Annotated in this window: 13 protein-coding genes; 5 read left to right on the plus strand and 8 right to left on the minus strand. The window is 70.1% G+C overall.

The genetic code is table 11. The annotated features are described in order from the left end of the window. Window positions 1-18: 18 nt before the first annotated feature. The 7 genes from ABEA33_RS15590 to ABEA33_RS15620 all read right to left on the minus strand — a co-directional run bounded on the left by ABEA33_RS15590 (window position 19) and on the right by ABEA33_RS15620 (window position 10,614). Complete coding sequence (locus tag ABEA33_RS15590; protein WP_345527735.1) at window positions 19-1,500, minus strand: alkaline phosphatase PhoX; 1,482 nt, start codon at window positions 1,498-1,500, stop codon at window positions 19-21. Window positions 1,501-2,235: 735 nt separating this feature from the next. Beyond that, window positions 2,236-2,370, minus strand: a complete 135-nt coding sequence (locus ABEA33_RS15595) for a hypothetical protein (protein WP_345527736.1) — start codon at window positions 2,368-2,370, stop codon at window positions 2,236-2,238. After that, window positions 2,367-4,868, minus strand: coding sequence for a DUF4118 domain-containing protein (locus tag ABEA33_RS15600; RefSeq protein ID WP_345527737.1), 2,502 nt, complete (start codon window positions 4,866-4,868; stop codon window positions 2,367-2,369). The genes ABEA33_RS15595 and ABEA33_RS15600 overlap by 4 nt, the downstream gene beginning before the upstream one ends. 35 nt (window positions 4,869-4,903) lie before the next feature. After that, window positions 4,904-5,521: a potassium-transporting ATPase subunit KdpC gene (kdpC, locus tag ABEA33_RS15605; protein WP_345527738.1), complete on the minus strand. Its 618-nt coding sequence runs from the start codon at window positions 5,519-5,521 to the stop codon at window positions 4,904-4,906. Between the two features lie 9 nt (window positions 5,522-5,530). Beyond that, window positions 5,531-7,606, minus strand: coding sequence for a potassium-transporting ATPase subunit KdpB (gene kdpB / locus ABEA33_RS15610; protein ID WP_345527994.1), 2,076 nt, complete (start codon window positions 7,604-7,606; stop codon window positions 5,531-5,533). Between the two features lie 50 nt (window positions 7,607-7,656). Then, the gene (gene kdpA / locus ABEA33_RS15615; protein ID WP_345527739.1) at window positions 7,657-9,321 is read right to left on the minus strand and encodes a potassium-transporting ATPase subunit KdpA; all 1,665 of its coding nucleotides are present in this window, start codon (window positions 9,319-9,321) and stop codon (window positions 7,657-7,659) included. A gap of 300 nt (window positions 9,322-9,621) precedes the next feature. Beyond that, on the minus strand, window positions 9,622-10,614 hold the full coding sequence (locus ABEA33_RS15620; RefSeq protein WP_345527740.1) for a DinB family protein: 993 nt from the start codon (window positions 10,612-10,614) through the stop codon (window positions 9,622-9,624). Between ABEA33_RS15620 and ABEA33_RS15625 the strand changes: the two genes are divergently transcribed. Beyond that, the gene (locus tag ABEA33_RS15625; protein WP_345527741.1) at window positions 10,603-11,142 is read left to right on the plus strand and encodes a protein-tyrosine phosphatase family protein; all 540 of its coding nucleotides are present in this window, start codon (window positions 10,603-10,605) and stop codon (window positions 11,140-11,142) included. The two genes, ABEA33_RS15620 and ABEA33_RS15625, sit on opposite strands and share 12 nt — an antisense overlap. A gap of 78 nt (window positions 11,143-11,220) precedes the next feature. Then, complete coding sequence (locus ABEA33_RS15630) at window positions 11,221-12,369, plus strand: NDMA-dependent alcohol dehydrogenase (protein ID WP_345527742.1); 1,149 nt, start codon at window positions 11,221-11,223, stop codon at window positions 12,367-12,369. 12 nt (window positions 12,370-12,381) lie between these two features. Here ABEA33_RS15630 and ABEA33_RS15635 read toward each other — a convergent pair whose 3' ends face one another. After that, window positions 12,382-13,188 (minus strand): siderophore-interacting protein, encoded by an 807-nt coding sequence (locus tag ABEA33_RS15635; protein WP_345527743.1) that lies wholly within the window; start codon window positions 13,186-13,188, stop codon window positions 12,382-12,384. A 62-nt stretch (window positions 13,189-13,250) separates the two neighbouring features. On the opposite strand from ABEA33_RS15635, the gene ABEA33_RS15640 reads away from it, so the two are divergent. Genes ABEA33_RS15640 through ABEA33_RS15650 form a run of 3 tightly spaced genes read left to right on the plus strand, consistent with a single transcriptional unit; the run spans window position 13,251 to window position 17,706 of the window. Next, complete coding sequence (locus ABEA33_RS15640; protein ID WP_345527744.1) at window positions 13,251-14,297, plus strand: ABC transporter substrate-binding protein; 1,047 nt, start codon at window positions 13,251-13,253, stop codon at window positions 14,295-14,297. Continuing rightward, window positions 14,294-15,967, plus strand: coding sequence for an ABC transporter ATP-binding protein (locus tag ABEA33_RS15645; protein ID WP_345527745.1), 1,674 nt, complete (start codon window positions 14,294-14,296; stop codon window positions 15,965-15,967). Before ABEA33_RS15640 ends, ABEA33_RS15645 begins: the two co-directional genes overlap by 4 nt. Next, window positions 15,964-17,706, plus strand: a complete 1,743-nt coding sequence (locus ABEA33_RS15650; protein ID WP_345527746.1) for an ABC transporter ATP-binding protein — start codon at window positions 15,964-15,966, stop codon at window positions 17,704-17,706. Before ABEA33_RS15645 ends, ABEA33_RS15650 begins: the two co-directional genes overlap by 4 nt. The last annotated feature ends 18 nt before the right edge of the window (window positions 17,707-17,724 follow it).

Raw genomic sequence — 17,724 nt, forward strand, 5'->3', positions numbered from 1 at the left:
CGGTTGCGGCGAGGAGGGTCAGCCGAGATACCTCTCCCAAGGACCGGTGATGGCGAGCGTGAGGCCGGGGTCTTGGATGTTGACGTAGAGGACCTTGCCGTCTGCGGAGAACGTCGGACCGGTGAACTCCGAGTACTCCGGTTGTGCCTCATCACCGACGTTGAGCATGTTCCGGGCGATGGCGTACGTCGGGCCGCCGGGAGTGGCGCTGAGGACGTGCGAGGCGCCGACGCCGTCCTCAGCGAGGACCAGAGATCCCCACGGGGTGACCGTCACGTTGTCGGGACCGTCGAAGTTGAGGTCTGGGTACGCCGGCTCGAACGTCTCGTCGTGGGCGTAGTTCTGGTACGGGAAGTAGTTGACCAATTGAATCGTCTCGCGGGCGTAGTCGTAGAACCACACCATGCCGCTGTGCGGCACGGCCTGGTCGGGCAGGTCCTCGCCCTTCTCGTACGCGTAGGAGTTGACGACGTAGACACCCGAGCTCGTGCCCCAGACGCCCTCGAACTTTCGGCCCCGGGTGACCTGCCCGTCGTCGAACTGCTCACGCACGTCGGTATCGGTCGCGTCCCGGTCGGGCACCTCCACCCACCGCACGTCGAAGGGCCGACCCAGCTGCGATGAGGTGAGGTGAGCGACGTCCGGCACCACGCTGCCGTCGTCCATGAGGATCGCCATCGCGGCCAGCGTGCCGAACGACTTCGAGCGGAGGCGCCCGACGGTGTCCGCGCTGACTCGGAAGCCTCGTGGACCTTGCCAGCGGAAGAACAGGCCGTTGGGCTCGTCTGCGTCCTCGGACAAGAAGACGTGGGTGCGATTCTTGCTGATCGCGCACGCTTCGTGGTCGTAGCGGCCGAGCGCCTTCAGCGGCGACGGGTCCGCGTGGCCGTCGCCGAGGACTTCGAAGACGTAGCCGTGGTCCTTCCGATAGACACCGGTTGCGCCGGTGTCCTCGTGCTCCCACCTGTCACCGGCTCTCGCAGTCGCTTCCTCGCAGGTCCACCAGCTGCCCCACGGAGTCGGTCCACCGGCACAGTTCGCGATCGTCCCCGACAGACCGACGGTCTGGCCGAGGTTGCGTCCGTTGCCGTCGGTGCGGATCACCGTGCAGCCGCCGCCACCGACGGCGCCGGGGTCGTACACGGTGCCGGCCAGGTGTGGCACGCCGAGGACGTCTCCGGCATCGCACTCGTGGTTGAGGATCAGGTACTGGCGTCGACCCGTGCCGAAGCTCGCGGTGCCGTCGTGGTTGCTGGGGCATGGCTCGCCGGACTCGAGCCTCGACGCCCCGGCCCGGGTCATCACCCGGTAGGAGAAGTCAGGCGGAAGCGCGAGGATGCCCTGCGGGTCGTCCACCAGTGGCGGAAACGGCCTCGGGGAGCGACCCGAGCCGGCCGACGATCCTGGCCGGGACTCGGCGAGTGAGGGGAAGCTGCCCGTGACTGCGATGCCCACCCCCGCTGCAGTGCTGGTCACGATTCGGCGACGAGTGATGCTCATTGAATCCTCCCGGGACGTCGGCAAACGGCCCATCCAACGTCCAGGCAGGACGTGAACTTCGCGCTTTCCTCGGCAGAGAACCCGATGACGAGAAGGTGAACGAGACCTGGAGACGCAAGCCGCGAGCCGGCGACCAACTGCTGGGTCGGCAGTGGGCCCAGACGCCCACTGCAGGCAGGACTGCGCGAGGGTCGCGGTTTGCCGAGCTCCGACGTACTCTGATGGCAACGGCAGCGCACGGTTGTCCCCCCGTCCGGCGCTGCCGGTCGACGGTCGCGTCGCTTGTGCACGCGGGTTGCGTGGCCGCCGAGAACGTGATGTTCCGCCTCGGCCCGGACCCTGCCGAGCGGGCTCGCAACAGGTCTCCGCCCACTCGCTGTTCGCCGTACCGATAGTCGGGCCTAGGGAGACCTTGTCGCCACCCTTCGCTCCGCGAACGACTGATCGATCCTCGCCCGCGGCAGACCGGGTACGCACCCGTGCGCGCCCGTTCACCTACTGCGGGTGAGCTCGAACCCCCACACCACCGTGAAGGGGGACGCATGTCATCGTCACGTCCTCCGGCCTCGGGTCTCGCTCGCGCCGGCCTGGGCCCGGTCCATGCCGGCCGCTCCGGCAGCATCGGCCAACATCACCCCGGCGTACGTCGAGCAGGTCGGTCGGGACCCCTACATCTGGGCGTGGCCGATGGTCAACGTCTTGAACCGGCGCCTGCACGCAAGATGTGTTCGCGGGTCACCACGAGCGCCGTCTCTGCGGCATCGTTCTGTCCTCGCCGTGCTGCCGCGCGGAGAGCACGACGATCGGGACCTTCGTCGCGAGCGCGCGGGCCAGCGCCGGTTCGTCATCGACCACCAAGACCTTGCTCACGCCGCATCGCCCCCCGAGCCCGCCCGCGGGAGCGACAAGACCATCGTCAACCCTCTGCCAGGGGTGTCCTCCGCGGACAGCGTGCCGCCCACCGCCTCGGTGAGGCCGCGTGCCACGGCGAGGCCGAGTCCGAGCCCGCCGCCGGAGGTGTCATCGAGGCGCTGGAACGGCTCGAACATCCGCTCGCGCTGAGCCGGGGGTACGCCAGGCCCGCGATCGACGACGAGCACTTCGACGGTGGTCGGCAGCACATGGGCGAGCACGCGTACGGGCTCGCCGAGCGAGACCCGGACGGCATTGCCGACCAGGTTGGCCACGACGCGCTCCAGAAGTCCGCGGTCGGTGTGCACCAAGGGCACCGACTCCTCGACCTCGAGCTCGGCGGAGCCGGGAGGGTGCCCCGCCATGGCGAGCGGCAACACCTCCTCGAGGCTGAGGTCGCGCAACGCAGGGTGGACGAGCCCGGACTCGATGCGGGACAGGTCCAGCAGGTTGTCGATGAGATGTTCCAGCTGCTCGGTCGACGACTCGACCACCCCGACCAGCTCGATGCGGGCGAGGGGGTCGACGCCGTCGGACACCAACCCGTCGACGGCGGTGCGCATCGCCGCCAGCGGTGTGCGCAGGTCGTGGGAGACCGCGCGGAGGATGGCGGTGCTGGTCGCCTCTGCGCGTTCCAAGGTGGCCGCCCGTTCCTCGCGCTCGCGCAGGCGGCGGTACTCGAGCACCAACCCGGTCTGCACGGCGAAGGCCTCCAGCACCCGCTGGTCGGTTGCTCGCAGGGGCGAGCCGCAGAGCACGATCACGTGGTCGTCGTCGACGGTCACGCGGGTGTCACTCTCCTCGGGGGAGCAGGCGGGCGTGTCGCCGCTGGATGCCGTGACCGTCCAGCCGGCCTGGTCTCGCGTGAGCAGAGACACGGCGCGCTGTCCGAAGGTCTCCCGGAGTCGTTCGACGATTGCCCCGGCGGTGTCGTGGCCGGTCAGAACCGATCGCGACAGCGAGCTCATGGTGGCCGCCTCGGTCCGGGCGCGTACGGCGTCGGATGCGCGCCGCGATGCCCGGTCCACCACGCTGGCGACTCCGATGGCGACTGCCACGAAGACCAGCAGCGCGACGACGTTGGTGGGTTCGGAGACGGTGAATCGGTTGACGGGTGGGGTGAAGTACCAGTTCATCAGGAGGAATCCGCCGAGCGCCGCGACCAGCGCTGGCAGCAGTCCGCCGACGAGCGCGACCAGCACTGTCACCGCCAGGAACAGCAGCACGTCGAGCGGCAGCTGGTCGGGGTCGTCGGAGAGCTGCAGCACGAGGGTGAGCAGCACGGGGATCAGCACCGACAGGAGTAGCCCGGCGATCTGGCGTTGCTTGGTGAGAGGGGAGAGATACCAGCGCGGCCTGCCCACGCGTGTGCTTTGGTCGTGTGTGACGAGGTGGACGTCGATGGTGCCGGCGAGCGAGGCGATGTGCTCACCCGTCGTCCCGGCAAAGAGGCGGCGAAGTCGGCCGTGGCGGGAGACGCCGACGATGATCATCGTCGCGTTGGCACCGGTGGCGAAGTCGACCACCGCCTGGGAGACATCCTCGCCGACGACCGAGTGGAACGACCCACCGAGCGATGCCACCAGCTGCTGTGCACGGGCGATCCGCCGCTCGTCGGGGTTCGCGATGCCGTCGCTGGAGATCACGTGCAGCGCGATCAGCTCCGAGCCGGCCGCCCGTTGCGCGAGTCGCGCGCCGCGCCGCAGCAGAGTCTCGCTCTCGGGTCCGCCGGTGACGGCGACGACGATGCGCTCCTTGGCGGGCCAGGGATCCTGGATGCCCTGCGCTCGCCGGTAGTCGTCGAGCGCGTCGTCGACCCGGTCGGCCAGCCAGAGCAGCGCGAGCTCGCGCAGGGCGGTGAGGTTGCCGACGCGGAAGTACGACGTGAGCGAGGCGTCGACCTGGTCGGCCCGGTAGATGTTGCCGTGCGCCATGCGGCGACGCAGGGCATCGGGAGACATGTCGACGAGCTGGATCTGGTCGGCGGTGCGGACGGCCTCGTCCGGTACGGTCTCGCGCTGCCGGACGCCGGTGATCCGCTCGACGGCGTCGTTGAGCGACTCCAGATGCTGGATGTTGACCGTGGTGATCACGTCGATGCCGGCGCGGCGGATCTGTTCGATGTCCTCCGCGCGCTTCTCATGCCTGCTGCCGGGGACGTTGGTGTGGGCGAGCTCGTCGACGCAAACGACCGCCGCCTTGCGGGCGATGACCGCCTCGGTGTCCATCTCGGTGAAGGTGGTGCCGCGGTAGGAGATCTCCTTCCGCGGCACCACCTCGAGCCCGTCGAGCATCGTGGTGGTGTGCTCGCGACCGTGGGTCTCGACGTAGCCGATGACGACGTCGGTGCCCCGCTCGCAACGTCGCTTCGCCTCCGAGAGCATCGCGTAGGTCTTTCCCACGCCGGGTGCGGCACCGAGGTAGACGGTCAGCCGACCGCGCCTGACTTCCTCCACGAGACGTCCTCCCAGCTTGTCGGGGTCGGTCGCGGTCAGGACGCGTCGGCGGCCTGGACGACCGCGATGTTGAGCTCGAGCACGTTGACCCGCGGTTCGCCGAGCACGCCCAGGTCGCGACCGTCGGTGTTCTCGTCGACGAGCTGCTGCACCTGGTCATCGGTGAGGCCGTTCACTTCGGCGACCCGCGGCACCTGGATCTCGGCGTACGCCGGCGAGATGTCGGGGTCGATGCCCGATGCCGAGGCCGTGACGGCATCGGGCGGTACGTCGCTCGGGTCGACGCCCTCGCGCTCGGCGATCGCTGCCTTGAGGTCCTTGATGGAGGCGACCAGGTCCGGGTTGTTGGGCCCGAGGTTGGAGCCGTAGGTGCTCAGCATGTCGTATCCGTCGCCGGCAGCGGAGGGCCGGTTCTGGAAGAGGTCCTCGTCGTCGACGACCTGGCCGATGAGCTTTGAGCCGACGGCGTCGCCGGCGTGGTCGGTGTGTTGCCCGGTGGCGGTGACCAGCGACCCGTCGGCCTTCCACGGGAAGGCGACCTGGGCGATGCCGGTGATTGCCAGCGGGTAGGCGAGGCCGAGCAGCAGCGTCAACGCGACGAGCACGCGGAGACCGGCGAGGCTGTGTCGGAAGAGGGTGTAGATGTCCTTCATCGTCTTCTCCTAGAGACCTGGGATCAGTGAGATCACGAGGTCGAGCAGCTTGATGCCGAGGAACGGGGCGACGAGGCCGCCGACGCCGTAGATCAGCAGGTTGCGACGTAGTAGGGAGCTCGCCGACGAAGGCCGGTAGCGGACACCACGAAGTGCGAGCGGGATCAGCAGCACGATGATGAGCGCGTTGAAGACGACCGCGGACACGATCGCAGACTGCGGGCTCGACAACCGCATGATGTTGAGGACCTCGAGATCCGGGAACGCGACCACGAACATCGCCGGCAGGATCGCGAAGTACTTCGCGACGTCGTTGGCGACCGAGAACGTCGTGAGCGCGCCGCGCGTGATCAGCAGCTGCTTGCCGATCTCGACGACGTCGATGAGCTTGGTCGGGTCGGAGTCGAGGTCGACCATGTTGCCGGCCTCCTTGGCCGCGGTCGTGCCTGTGTTCATGGCGACTCCTACGTCGGCCTGCGCCAGCGCGGGTGCGTCGTTGGTGCCGTCACCGCACATCGCGACCATCCGCCCGCCCTGCTGCTCCTTGCGGATCAGCGCGAGCTTGTCCTCCGGGGTGGCCTCGGCGAGGAAGTCGTCGACGCCTGCCTCCCTCGCGATCGCCGCGGCTGTCACCGCGTTGTCGCCGGTGATCATCACCGTGCGGATGCCCATCGCGCGCATCTCCTCGAAGCGCTCGCGGAGGCCTTCCTTGACGACGTCCTTGAGGTGGATGACGCCGAGCAGCCGGGCCGGCTGCGTGCCGACCTGCTCGGCGACGACCAGAGGCGTACCACCGCTCGAGCTCACCCGCTCGACCAGGTCGGTCAGCTGCGGTGCCGAAGCCTGCTCGGCCGGGAGACCGGTCTCGTTGGCCCACGACGCGACCGCCGACGCCGCGCCCTTGCGAATGACTCGGTCGGGGAGGTCGAGGCCGCTCATCCGGGTGGTCGCCGAGAACTCGACCAGGCTGCCGGCCGAGCCCTCGGAGGCGTCGATCCCGGTGTACTGCTCTCGGATCAGGGTCACGATGCTGCGGCCTTCGGGCGTCTCGTCGGCCAGCGAGGCCAGCAATGCGGCGCGGGCCAGGTCGTCGGCGGCGACGCCGTCGACCGGGAGCAGCTCCGACGCCTGACGGTTGCCGTAGGTGATGGTGCCGGTCTTGTCGAGGAGGAGTACGTCGATGTCACCGGCCGCCTCGACCGCCCGGCCCGACATGGCCAGCACGTTGCGGCGTACGAGCCGGTCCATGCCGGCGATGCCGATCGCGGACAGCAGCGCTCCGATGGTGGTCGGGATGAGGCAGACCAGCAGGGCTGTCAGCACCAGCACCGACTGGTGGGCGTCGCTGTAGTCGGCCACGTAGTAGAGCGAGGCCACGACGACGACGAAGATCGCTGTCAGTGCGGTGAGCAGGACGTTGAGCGCGATCTCGTTCGGTGTGCGTTGCCGTTCCGAGCCCTCGACCAGGGCGATCATCCGATCGACGAACGACTGCCCCGGATCCGAGGTGATCCGGACGACGATGCGGTCGGACAGCACTGTGGTGCCGCCGGTGACCGCGGAGCGGTCTCCGCCTGACTCCCGGATCACCGGGGCCGACTCGCCGGTCACCGCAGACTCGTCGACCGATGCGACGCCCTCGACGACGTCGCCGTCGCCGGGGATCCGTTCCCCGGCCTCGACCACGACGAGGTCGCCAGCGCGGAGCGCGGTGCTGGGCACCTCTTCGATGGTCTGGGTCGCGAGGTCGCCGGCGGACCTCAGGTGGTCGACGCTGCCGCGCAGCCGACGCGCCATCGTCTCCTGCTGCAGGGCGCGCAGGCTCGCGGCCTGTGCCTTGCCGCGGCCTTCGGCCACCGACTCGGCCAGGGTGCCGAACAGGACCGTCAGCCAGAGCCAGACGGTGACGAGCCAGCCCATCGTGCTGGGGTCCACGATGGAGAACACCGTGGTCGCGACCGCGCCGATCTCGACGATGAGCATGACCGGTGTGCGCAGCAGCTCGCGCGGGTCGAGCTTGCGGAGCGCGCCGGGGAGTGCCTCGACGAGCTGCGCCGTGCTCAGCACGGTGGGACCAGGCTGCACCTGGTGATGTGGCTGGGCCAGCGTGGCCGACCCGCCTGGGGTGTTGTCGTTCACGAGAGGGACTCCACGATCGGGCCGAGGGCGAGCACGGGCACGTAGGTCAGACCGACCACGACCAGGGCTACGCCCGAGAGGAGGGTGACGAAGAGCGGGCTGTGGGTCGGCAGCGTGCCGGCCCCCAAGGGCAGCCGCTTCTGGGATGCGAACCGGCCGGCCAGCGCGAGCACGAAGATCATCGGCAGGAAACGTCCGAGGAGCATCAGCAGGCCGAGCAGCGTGTTCCAGAATGGTGTGCCCGAGGTGAGGCCACCGAACGCTGAGCCGTTGTTGTTGGCGGCCGACGTCACGGCGTACAACGCCTCGGAGAGACCGTGCGGTCCACTCTCCTGCAGGCCGGCCAGTCCGTCGCTCGCGGTGATCGCGACGGCGATGCCGGTCAGTACGAGCACCGGGGTGGCGAGCACGTAGAGCGCGACGAGCACGATCTCGCGCTGTCCGATCTTCTTGCCCAGGTACTCCGGTGTGCGTCCGACCATGAGGCCGCTGAGGAACACGGTGACGATGGCGAGCATCAACACGCCGTAGAGGCCAGATCCCACGCCGCCAGGCGCGATCTCGCCGAGCATCATGTTGAACATCGCGACGCCGCCGCCTGGCGCGGTCAGTGAGTCGTGCATGGAGTTGACGGCACCGGTCGATGTCCCGGTCGTCGAGGCGGCGAAGAGCGATGACGCGGCTTCGCCGAACCGGACCTCCTTGCCCTCCATCGCGCCGCCGGCGGCGTGCGGGGCCAGGCCGGGTCCGGCCATCTCGGCCCAGGTCAGCAGCGCGACCGCGGCTCCCCACAACAGGGTCATCACGGAGAGAATCGCGACGCCCTGGCGTCGGTCCTTGACGATGAGGCCGAACGCCCAGGCCATCGCGAAGGGGATCAGCAGCATCAGGAAGATCTGGAAGATGTCGGTGAACGGGGTGGGGTTCTCGAAGGGGTGGGCGGAGTTGACGTTGTAGAAGCCGCCTCCGTTGGTGCCGAGCTGCTTGATGACCTCCTGGCTGGCGACCGGGCCGCCGGTGATCACCTGGGTGCCACCGCTCAGAGTCTCGACCGTGCGGCTCCCCATGAGGTTCTGGATCGCACCGAAGGAGACGAGCACGATCGCGGAGACCGCCGAGATCGGCAGCAGGACGCGAAGGGTGCCGCGCACGAGGTCGGACCAGAAGTTGCCGACCCGCCCGTCGGTCAGGCTGCGCGCGAGGCCGCGGGCGAACGCTGCGGCGACGGCCATCCCGACAGCGGCGGACACGAAGTTCTGCACCGTCAGGCCGGACATCTGCATCAGATGCCCGATGGTGACCTCGCCGGAGTACCACTGCCAGTTCGTGTTGGCGACGAAGCTGACTGCGGTGTTCCAGGCGCCGTCGGACGGCAGCGCCGCAAAACCCAGGCTCAGTGGCAGGTGGTCCTGCAGCCGGCCGAGCGCGTAGAGCAGCAGGAGGCTGACGAGCGAGAAGCCGAGCGCCGACATGGCGTAGGTCTTCCAGTGCTGGTCGGCGTCGGGGTCGACCCGCAGGAAGCGGTATGACGTCCGCTCGACGGCGAGGTGCTTCGTCGAGGTGTAGACGTGCGCGAGGTAGCGCCCCAGGAGCGGGACGGCGATGGCCAGGGCGATGACGAGCACCGCTATCTGGCCGAGGGCGGGAGCAAGGCTGCTCACTTCGACAGCCTCCGATCCAGGGCGCCCACCAGCAGGGCGAGCAACCCGAAGACCGCGAGGGTCAGGAGCACGTAGATGAGATCGGACACGAGAGAATTGATAGACCTCAAAGAGGTCGTCAACTGTCTCCCTTGATGCTTCCTTGACGCTGCCGACAGGAATCTTGACGGCTTCCAGACGTCCGTGCCCGGAACTGACAGGACCTGACGGCGGGCGTGGCGTCTCGCGCGCATGCCCGGAAGGCCGTGCACCCGAACGACCAACACGGCCGGCGCTCGTCCTGGCCGGCGCCCTTCTGGCTCAGCGCATCCGAGCGAGATCCCGTCGGATGTAGCGCAGGTGCGCCCACTCCTCCTCCAGGATCACGCGCATGCAGTCACCGACGCTGGGACGCCAGTCACCGCCACCCCACGGGTCCTCACGCTCCTCCGCGAGCAGCTCCACCGTGGCCGTGGCCAGGAAGTCGGTCACCATCCGCTGTCGCTCGGCACGCACCGCGAGGACCTCCTCGTACGCCGGCGGCTCCGCACGGAAGATCGACATGTCGAAGCCCATCTCGTCGGCACCGGTGAAGATCTGGCCGATCTCGTGGAACGGCTGCTGGATCCGCATGATCCCGCCGCGGAGCCAGGCGTCGGTCGCCAGGATGAGGTGCCGCAGCGTCTGGGACAAGGACCACTCGTCCTCGACGTGGGCATCCACCAGGTCCGCCGGTGTGCCCGCTGCCGTCTCCTGCCACGCGGACTGCACGGCTACCCAACCCTCGCGCAGGCCTTCGGGCGTGTGCGCCTTCTGCAGCTCGCGGCCGGGGAACCGCCGGTTGAGCTCGGCCTCCACGAGCGGCACCACGTCGACCCCGTTGACGAAGAGGCTGCCGAAGGACAGGTCGTGACTGTCGATGTCGAGGCCGGCCACGTCGACGCCGCGCATCGTCACACCGCTGACATCGGAGAATCGCAGAGTGGCGCCTTCGAAGCTCGCCTTGACGAAGGTCGCGCCCTCGAACTCCAACGTGTCGGAATAGGTCGTCATCGCTCCATCATCACCGCTGTCGGGGACTGCGCGGACAAGCCGGTCGCGGTCGAGCCAGGCGGGCTCCTCGGTGAGCTGGTCGGGCAGCGCCGGCACCGACTGCTCAGGGTCGGTCGCGGCGGCGATGCCCTCGGCCAGCGGGTCGGCCTGCCACATCGCCGTCGGCCGGGCCGAGCCGGCGTCGAGCGTGACGACGGCGATAGAAGCACTCTTGGCGATCGGCCGACAGAGGCCCGATAGGTTGCGGCCGTGCTGTGCCACTCCTGCTACGCCGAGCCGAGCTCGATGCCGGACTGTGTCGCCTGCCGCGGCACCGGCCGCGCCACGTCGATGCCGCTGTGCGCCGACCCCTGGAACGAGGTCGTGCCCGGGCTCTTCCAGGGCGGCCACGACGTGCGCTCCCAGTCGGGGACGGCCTGCGTCGTCGACGACGAGTTCGACCTGGTGGTGAGCCTGACGACCCGGGAGGGCTACGGGCCGGCCGCGGGTGTCGAGCACGTCGTGCTTCGTCTGGCGGACGCCGCGATCGACCCGGCGACGGCGGTGCGGGTCGACGAGGCTGCCCGGCGGGTCGCCGCCGCCGTACGCGGCGGAAGCAGTGTGCTGGTGCGGTGCTCAGGCGGTCTCAACCGCTCCGGCCTGGTCGTCGCCAGCGCCCTGATCGAGCTCGGCCGTACGCCGGACGAGGCGATCTCGCTGGTCCGGGAGGCGCGAGGTCCGTGGGCACTGACGAACCCGGGCTTCGTGGCCCACCTGCGTGGGTTGCCGGCACCGCGACCCGCGAGCTGACTGTTTGCGTGACAGGCGCCACATCGGGCAGTACCTTGCAGGGACAAGAACCTGTTCTACTTTCCCGAGGGAGTCAGCATGAAGACCCGCGCCGCCATCTTGTGGGAGCCGCACACCGACTGGAGTGTGGAGGACATCGAGCTCGACCCGCCCAAGCGCGGTGAGATCCTCGTCAAGCTCGCTGCCTCGGGCCTGTGCCACTCCGACGAGCACATGGTCACCGGAGACATGGTCCTGGACCCGGAGTTGGCGGAGGCCTTCGGTCTCAAGCAGTTCCCGGTGATCGGTGGCCACGAGGGCGCCGGTGTCGTCCAGGAGGTCGGTCCCGACACGGTCGGCTTCGAGGTCGGCGACCACGTCGTCTTCAGCTTCATCCCGTCGTGCGGCAAGTGTCCGTCGTGCTCGACCGGGCATCAGCACCTCTGCGACCTGGGCGCGTTCCTGCTCAGTGGCATGCAACTCTCCGACTTCTCCTACCGCCACCACGGCAAGGACGGCCGCGACCTCGGCATCATGGTCGGCCTGGGCACCTTCTCGCCGTACACGGTCGTCAACATCGACAGTGCGGTGAAGATCGAGAAGCACATCCCGCTCGACAAGGCCGCGCTCGTCGGCTGCGGCGTGACGACCGGCTGGGGCTCCGCGGTGTACGCCGCCGACGTGCAGGCCGGCGAGACGGTCGCCGTGATCGGCATCGGCGGCATCGGCATGAGCGCCGTCCAGGGCGCCGCGATGGCCGGTGCGCGCCACGTGGTCGCGATCGACCCCGTCGACTGGAAGCGCGAGAAGGCGCTCACCCTCGGCGCCACCCACGCCGCCGCGTCGATGGCGGACGCGCAGGCGCTGATCAGCGAGATCACGTACGGCGCGATGGCGGACAAGGCGATCCTCGCGGTCGGCCTCGCCACCGGTGACCTGATCGCGCCGATGATGAGCCTGGTCAAGAAGGCCGGTCGAGGCGTCGTCACCGCCGTCTCGAACATGATGGCCGACGACGTGAAGCTCAACCTCTTCGAGATGTCGATGATGCGCAAGGAGCTGGTCGGCTGCATCTTCGGCAACGCCAACCCGCGCTACGACATCCCGCGGCTGCTCAACCTCTACATGGAGGGCAAGCTCAAGCTCGACGAGATGGTCACCACCGAGTACACCCTGGACGAGATCAACCAGGGCTACCAGGACATGCGTGACGGCAAGAACATCCGGGGCCTGATCCGCTACGAGTGACTCGACGCACCCCTACGCGACGTCGGCGTCCATCGCGGCGACGTACTCGCGCTTGACCGCACGCCAGGCCTCGTCGGTCATGGTGCGCCGCCAGTACGGCGAGCAGGACATGTCGGCGCGCGGCACTCCCCGGTCGCTGATCAGGTGTCGCCGGATGGCGCGGATCTCGTCGGCCTCACCGTGCACGAACGCGTGCACCCGACCCTCCGGGAACTCGATGTCGGCGACGGCATCGGCCAGCAGGTCGGCGTCGTCGTCGGCCCCGGTGCGGTGCAGCCAGACCAGGTCGAGCTCGCCGGGGCAGGTCAGTGGCACCTCGTAGTCGGGGCCGTCGCACACCAGGCGCACCACCGCGTGGCTGCCCGCCGGGAGGGCCTCGAGCGAGGCCGCGATCGCCGGCAGCGCGGACTCGTCGCCGACCAGCAGGTGCCAGTCGGCCGACGGGTCCGGGTGGAAGCCGCTGCCGGGGCCCTCGAACACCAGCACGTCGCCGGGCTTGGCCCCGGCTGCCCACGGGCCGCCGGCGCCGTGGCCGTGCACCACGAAGTCGAGGGTGAGCAGACCGGTCACCGCGTCCCAGCTGCGGACGGTGTAGCGACGGCGCGCCGGCCACGTCTCCTTCGAGTGCGACTCGCGCACGTCGGCGGGGGAGAAGATCGCGTCGTACGGCGCAGCCGCGGGCGGGATCGCCACGTTGACGTAGGTGTCGGTGTCGTCGGGCACCGCGAAGCCCGCGAGCCCTTCACCGCCGAGCACCACCCTGACCAGGGTGGGCGTCAGCCACTCGGTGGTGACGACTTGTCCGTGCCAGGCAGGCATCTGTTTCCTCTCGTGGTGCGTCCTCTAAGGTAAGGCTACCCTTAGTCGAAAGGACCCCTCTCATGCGGCTTCCGGTAGTGGACCACGCGCTCCCCACCGCCACCCACGGCGGTCGTCTCACGCGTCGCAGGTTCGGACTCGCGGTGGGCGCCGTGACACTGGCCGGTCTCCTCAACGCCTGCGGCTCCGACGACCCGGCTCCGGCCCTCGGAGCCACCGAGCCTTCGGGACCGTGGACCTGGACCGACGACCGCGACCAGACGGTCGAGCTCGACAGCACGCCGGAGCGCCTGGTCGTCTCGCAGTGGCTGCTGCCGGCCTTCTGGGCGCTCGGGATCAAGCCGGTCGGCGTCCTCACCTTCATGCCGTGGGGGGACATCGCGGGGTACGCCGAGGCCGGGATCGCCGAGGACGACGTGACCGTGCTCAGCACGACGTACGGCGAGGTCGACCTGGAGAAGATGGTCGGGCTGAAGCCCGACCTGATCGTCCTCGACTCCTACGCGGACTCCGAGACGCTGTGGGGCTTCACGGACCTCGCGACTCAGCAGAAGGCCGGCCGGATCGCGCCGTTGGTGGCCGTCTCCGCCGAGACCGACCTGTTCGAGGGCATCGATACCCGCCACGAGCTGGCGGCAGCCCTCGGTGCCGATCTCGATGCGACGACGGTGGTGGAGGCGCGCGGTGACTTCGAGGCAGCGAGCGCGGAGATCGAGAAGGTGCTGGCGGCCCGGCCCGGGCTGTCGGTGGCGTTCGTCGGGCCCTACGAGGATGGTCTCTGGGTTGCGCCTGCGGAGGACTACGCCGACCTCACCTACCTCGAGGGCCTCGGCCTCGACGTGTGGAAGCCGGCCCAGGTCCCGGACGGCGACATCCTGAGCTGGGAGAACGCCACAGGAGTGGACGCGGACCTGCTCATCCTCGACGACCGCGACGACGTCGCGCAGGCGTCGAAGGCGAACCCCGTCTTCGCAGAGCTGCCCGCCGTCGAGGCGCGGCAGGTCGCGGCCGCGTGGCGCTTCGCGCTGCCGTACGAGTACGGCGCCTACGCGCGGTCGTTCCGGGCGCTGACCCCGGCCCTGCAGCGCGCGTCCATACTGTCCGCGTGACGAACCAGCCGCACCCAGCCACGCCCGGTGGGTTGGTCCGCCGCACCCTCCGACGTCAGCGCCGTGGCCTCGCCGGCGCGATCGCGTTCATCACGCTGTGGCAGGTGTGCGAGGCCGCCGTACCGGTCCTGATCGGCGTCGTGATCGACCACGCGGTCGCCACCGGCGACGTCGAACGGCTGCTGCTGTGGGGCGTCGTGCTCTGCGTGCACTTCACGGTGCTGAGCCTGGCCTACCGGTTCGGCTCGCGGATCGGCTTCCGCGCCGGTCAGGAGGAGAGCCACCTGCTGCGCACCGAGGTGTCGGCCCACGTGTTGTCTCCGCGTGGCGCCCGCCTCGACCGGCTGCCCGGTGACGTGCTGGCTGTCGCGACCGGTGACGCGGACATGGTCGCGGAGGTCATCGACCAGGTCGTCTACACGGTCGCGGGCATCGCCGGCCTGCTCGTCAGCGCCGTGGTGCTGGCGACCATCGACCCGTTCATCGCCGTGGTCGTGCTCGTCGGCGTACCTCTCGTGCTCGTGTGCACGCAGGTCCTGGCGCCGCGGCTCGCGCACCGCGCTCACGAGCGTCAGGAGGCGATCGGCCGGGCGACCGGCCTCGCGACCGACCTGGTGCGCGGGCTGCGACCGCTCAAGGGGATCGGCGGCGAACGTACGGCGCACGATCGCTACCGGCGGCAGAGCCGTGAGGCGATGGGCGCGAGCATCGCCGCGGCCCGCTGGGAGGGGCTGCTGTACGGCGTCACCCATACCCTGAGCGTCGCGTTCCTCGCCGTCGTCGCCCTCGTGGCCGGGAAGCGCGCGCTGGACGGTGACCTGACGATCGGCGAGCTGGTCGCGGTCGTCGGGCTGGCCCAGTTCGTCGCCGAGCCGATGGGGATGATCGCCTACCTCGTGGCCAAGCTCGCTCGCTCCCGAGCCTCCGCGCGACGCATCGTCGGGCTGCTGGCCGCGCCGCCGCTGGTCGAGGTCGGCTCGAGCGCGGCGACCGGCCCGGCCGGTCTGACCTTCGAGTCCGTGAGCGAGGGCTCGTTGCGAGCGGTGAGCATCGAGGTGGGACCCGGTGAGACCGTCGCGATCGTGGCCGAGGACCCGTCCGATGCCGGGTCGCTGATGCACCTCCTGCGGGGCGAGGGCACTCCGACCGCCGGCCGGGTGCTGGTGGCGGGCGTGCCGCTGACCGAGCTGACGATCGAGGAGTCGCAACGGCTGCTGGTGGTCGCGGAGCACCATGTCGACCTCTTCGAGGGCACCCTGCACTCCAACATCGACCCAGCCTCGCGGATCGACGAGGCACGGTTCGGCGCCGTGCTCGCCGCGTCGGCGGCGGTGGACCTGCCCGACGATCCGGTGACGGTCAACGGGATGACGCTCTCCGGCGGCCAGCGGCAGCGCCTCGGCCTGGCCCGAGCGCTCGCGGCCGACCCGCCGGTGTTGGTGCTGCACGACCCGACCACAGCCGTCGACGCGGTCACCGAGCAGCGCATCGCCGAGGGGATCGACGACGTACGCCGTGCCGACGGAGCCACCCTCGTGGTCACCAGCAGCCCGGCCCTGCTCGCCCGCGCCGACCGGGTCGTGCACCTGGTGGACGGTGAGGTCGTGGCCGTCGGGACCCATGCGGAGCTGGCCACGGGCGAGGCCTACCGGGCGGCGGTGCTGAGATGACGGGCGCACTCCTCCCGATCTCCACCGCGCGCGAGGCCACGGCGCTGGCGCGCAGGCTGCTGGGCCAGCGGCCCTGGGTGGTCGCCGGCTGCGCGGCGATGTTCGCCGTCGAGGGGATGGCGGGCCTGGTCGCGCCGTTCATGCTGGGCCGGATCGTCGACGTGGTCGTCGACGGCGGCTCGGCGTCCGCGATCACCATTGCGGTGCTCTGGATCGTCGGCGCGGCCATCGTCGGCGGGCTGGCGACGTTCCTGTCCGTCGCACTGCTGGCGCGCACCGCTGAGCCGGCGCTGGCCGATCTGCGCGAGACCGTGGTCGAGCGGGCGCTCGAGCTCGAGGCTACCCAGCTCGAGTCGTCCGGGTCCGGTGACCTGCTCTCACGGGTCGGCGACGACGTACGACTCGTCACCGAGTCGTTCACCGAGGTCATCCCGCTGCTGGTCAACTCGGTCGTGGCCGTGGTGTTCACGGCGGTCGGGCTGTTCGCCCTGGACTGGCGGCTCGGGATCGCCGGTCTCGGCGCGGTGCCCTTCTACGTGCTCGCGCTGCGGTGGTACCTCCCGCGCTCCGGTCCCTACTACCGCCGCGAGCGCGAGGCGAACGGCGAGCGCGCCGAGGCCCTGCTGACCGGCATCCACGCCAGCCGCACGCTTCGCGCCTACGGCATCGCGGGCCGCCACCAGGAGCTGACCACCGCCGCCTCCTGGCGATCCGCGCAGCTCGCGATCGACGTGTTCCGCCTGCAGACCCGCTTCTACGGCCGCAACAACCGAGCCGAGCTGATCGGCCTGCTGCTCATCCTCGGCACCGGCTTCGCGCTGGTCGACGCGGACCAGGTGACCGTCGGCGCGGTGACCGCCGCCGCACTCCTCTTCCACCGGCTCTTCAACCCGGTCGGCGCGATCGTCGGGCTCTTCGACGAGGTGCAGTCGGTGGGCGCGTCGCTGGTGAGGCTGGTCGGCGTGGCCCAGCTGCCGCCGCCGGTCCCGGTGCACGACCCGCAGCGTCCGGCGGACGGGCACCTCGTCGTACGCGGCCTGCACCACGAGTACGTCGAGGGCAGGCCCGCGGTCGACGAGGTGTCGCTCGACGTCGCGCCCGGTCACCGGGTCGCCGTCGTCGGCGCCTCCGGAGCGGGCAAGACGACGCTCGGCGCGGCCATCGCCGGACGCCTGGCGCCGACGCGGGGCACGGTCCTGCTCGGCGAGGTGCCGCTGGCGCGGGTCGACGGCTCGGGACGCCAGCCGGTCGCGATCGTCAGCCAGGAGGTGCACGTCTTCGCCGGGTCGGTCCGCGACAACCTGACGCTGGCGGCGCCGTCCGCGTCGGACGCCGACCTCTCGTCCGCACTGGCGGCCGTCGGTGCCTGGGCCTCCGTGCAGGCGCTGCCGGACGGCCTCGCCACGATGGTCGGCGACGGTGCGCTGACCCTGACGCCCGCACTGGCGCAACAGCTCGCGCTCGCCCGGGTGCTGCTCGCCGACCCACACGTCGTCGTGCTGGACGAGGCGACCGCGGAGGCCGGGTCCGCCGGCGCCCGCTCCCTGGAGCTGGCCGCCCTCGCCGTCTCCGCGGACCGCACGTCGGTCACCATCGCGCACCGGCTCACCCAGGCGGTGACCGCCGACGAGATCGTGGTGATGGACGCGGGACGGGTGGTCGAGCGTGGCTCGCACGACGAGCTGGTCGCTGCCGGTGGCCGGTACGCCGAGCTCTGGGCGGCGTGGTCATCGGGCTGAGGCATGGCTCCTCATCCG

Source organism: Nocardioides endophyticus (assembly GCF_039543845.1).
Classification (GTDB): Bacteria; Actinomycetota; Actinomycetes; order Propionibacteriales; family Nocardioidaceae; genus Nocardioides; species Nocardioides endophyticus.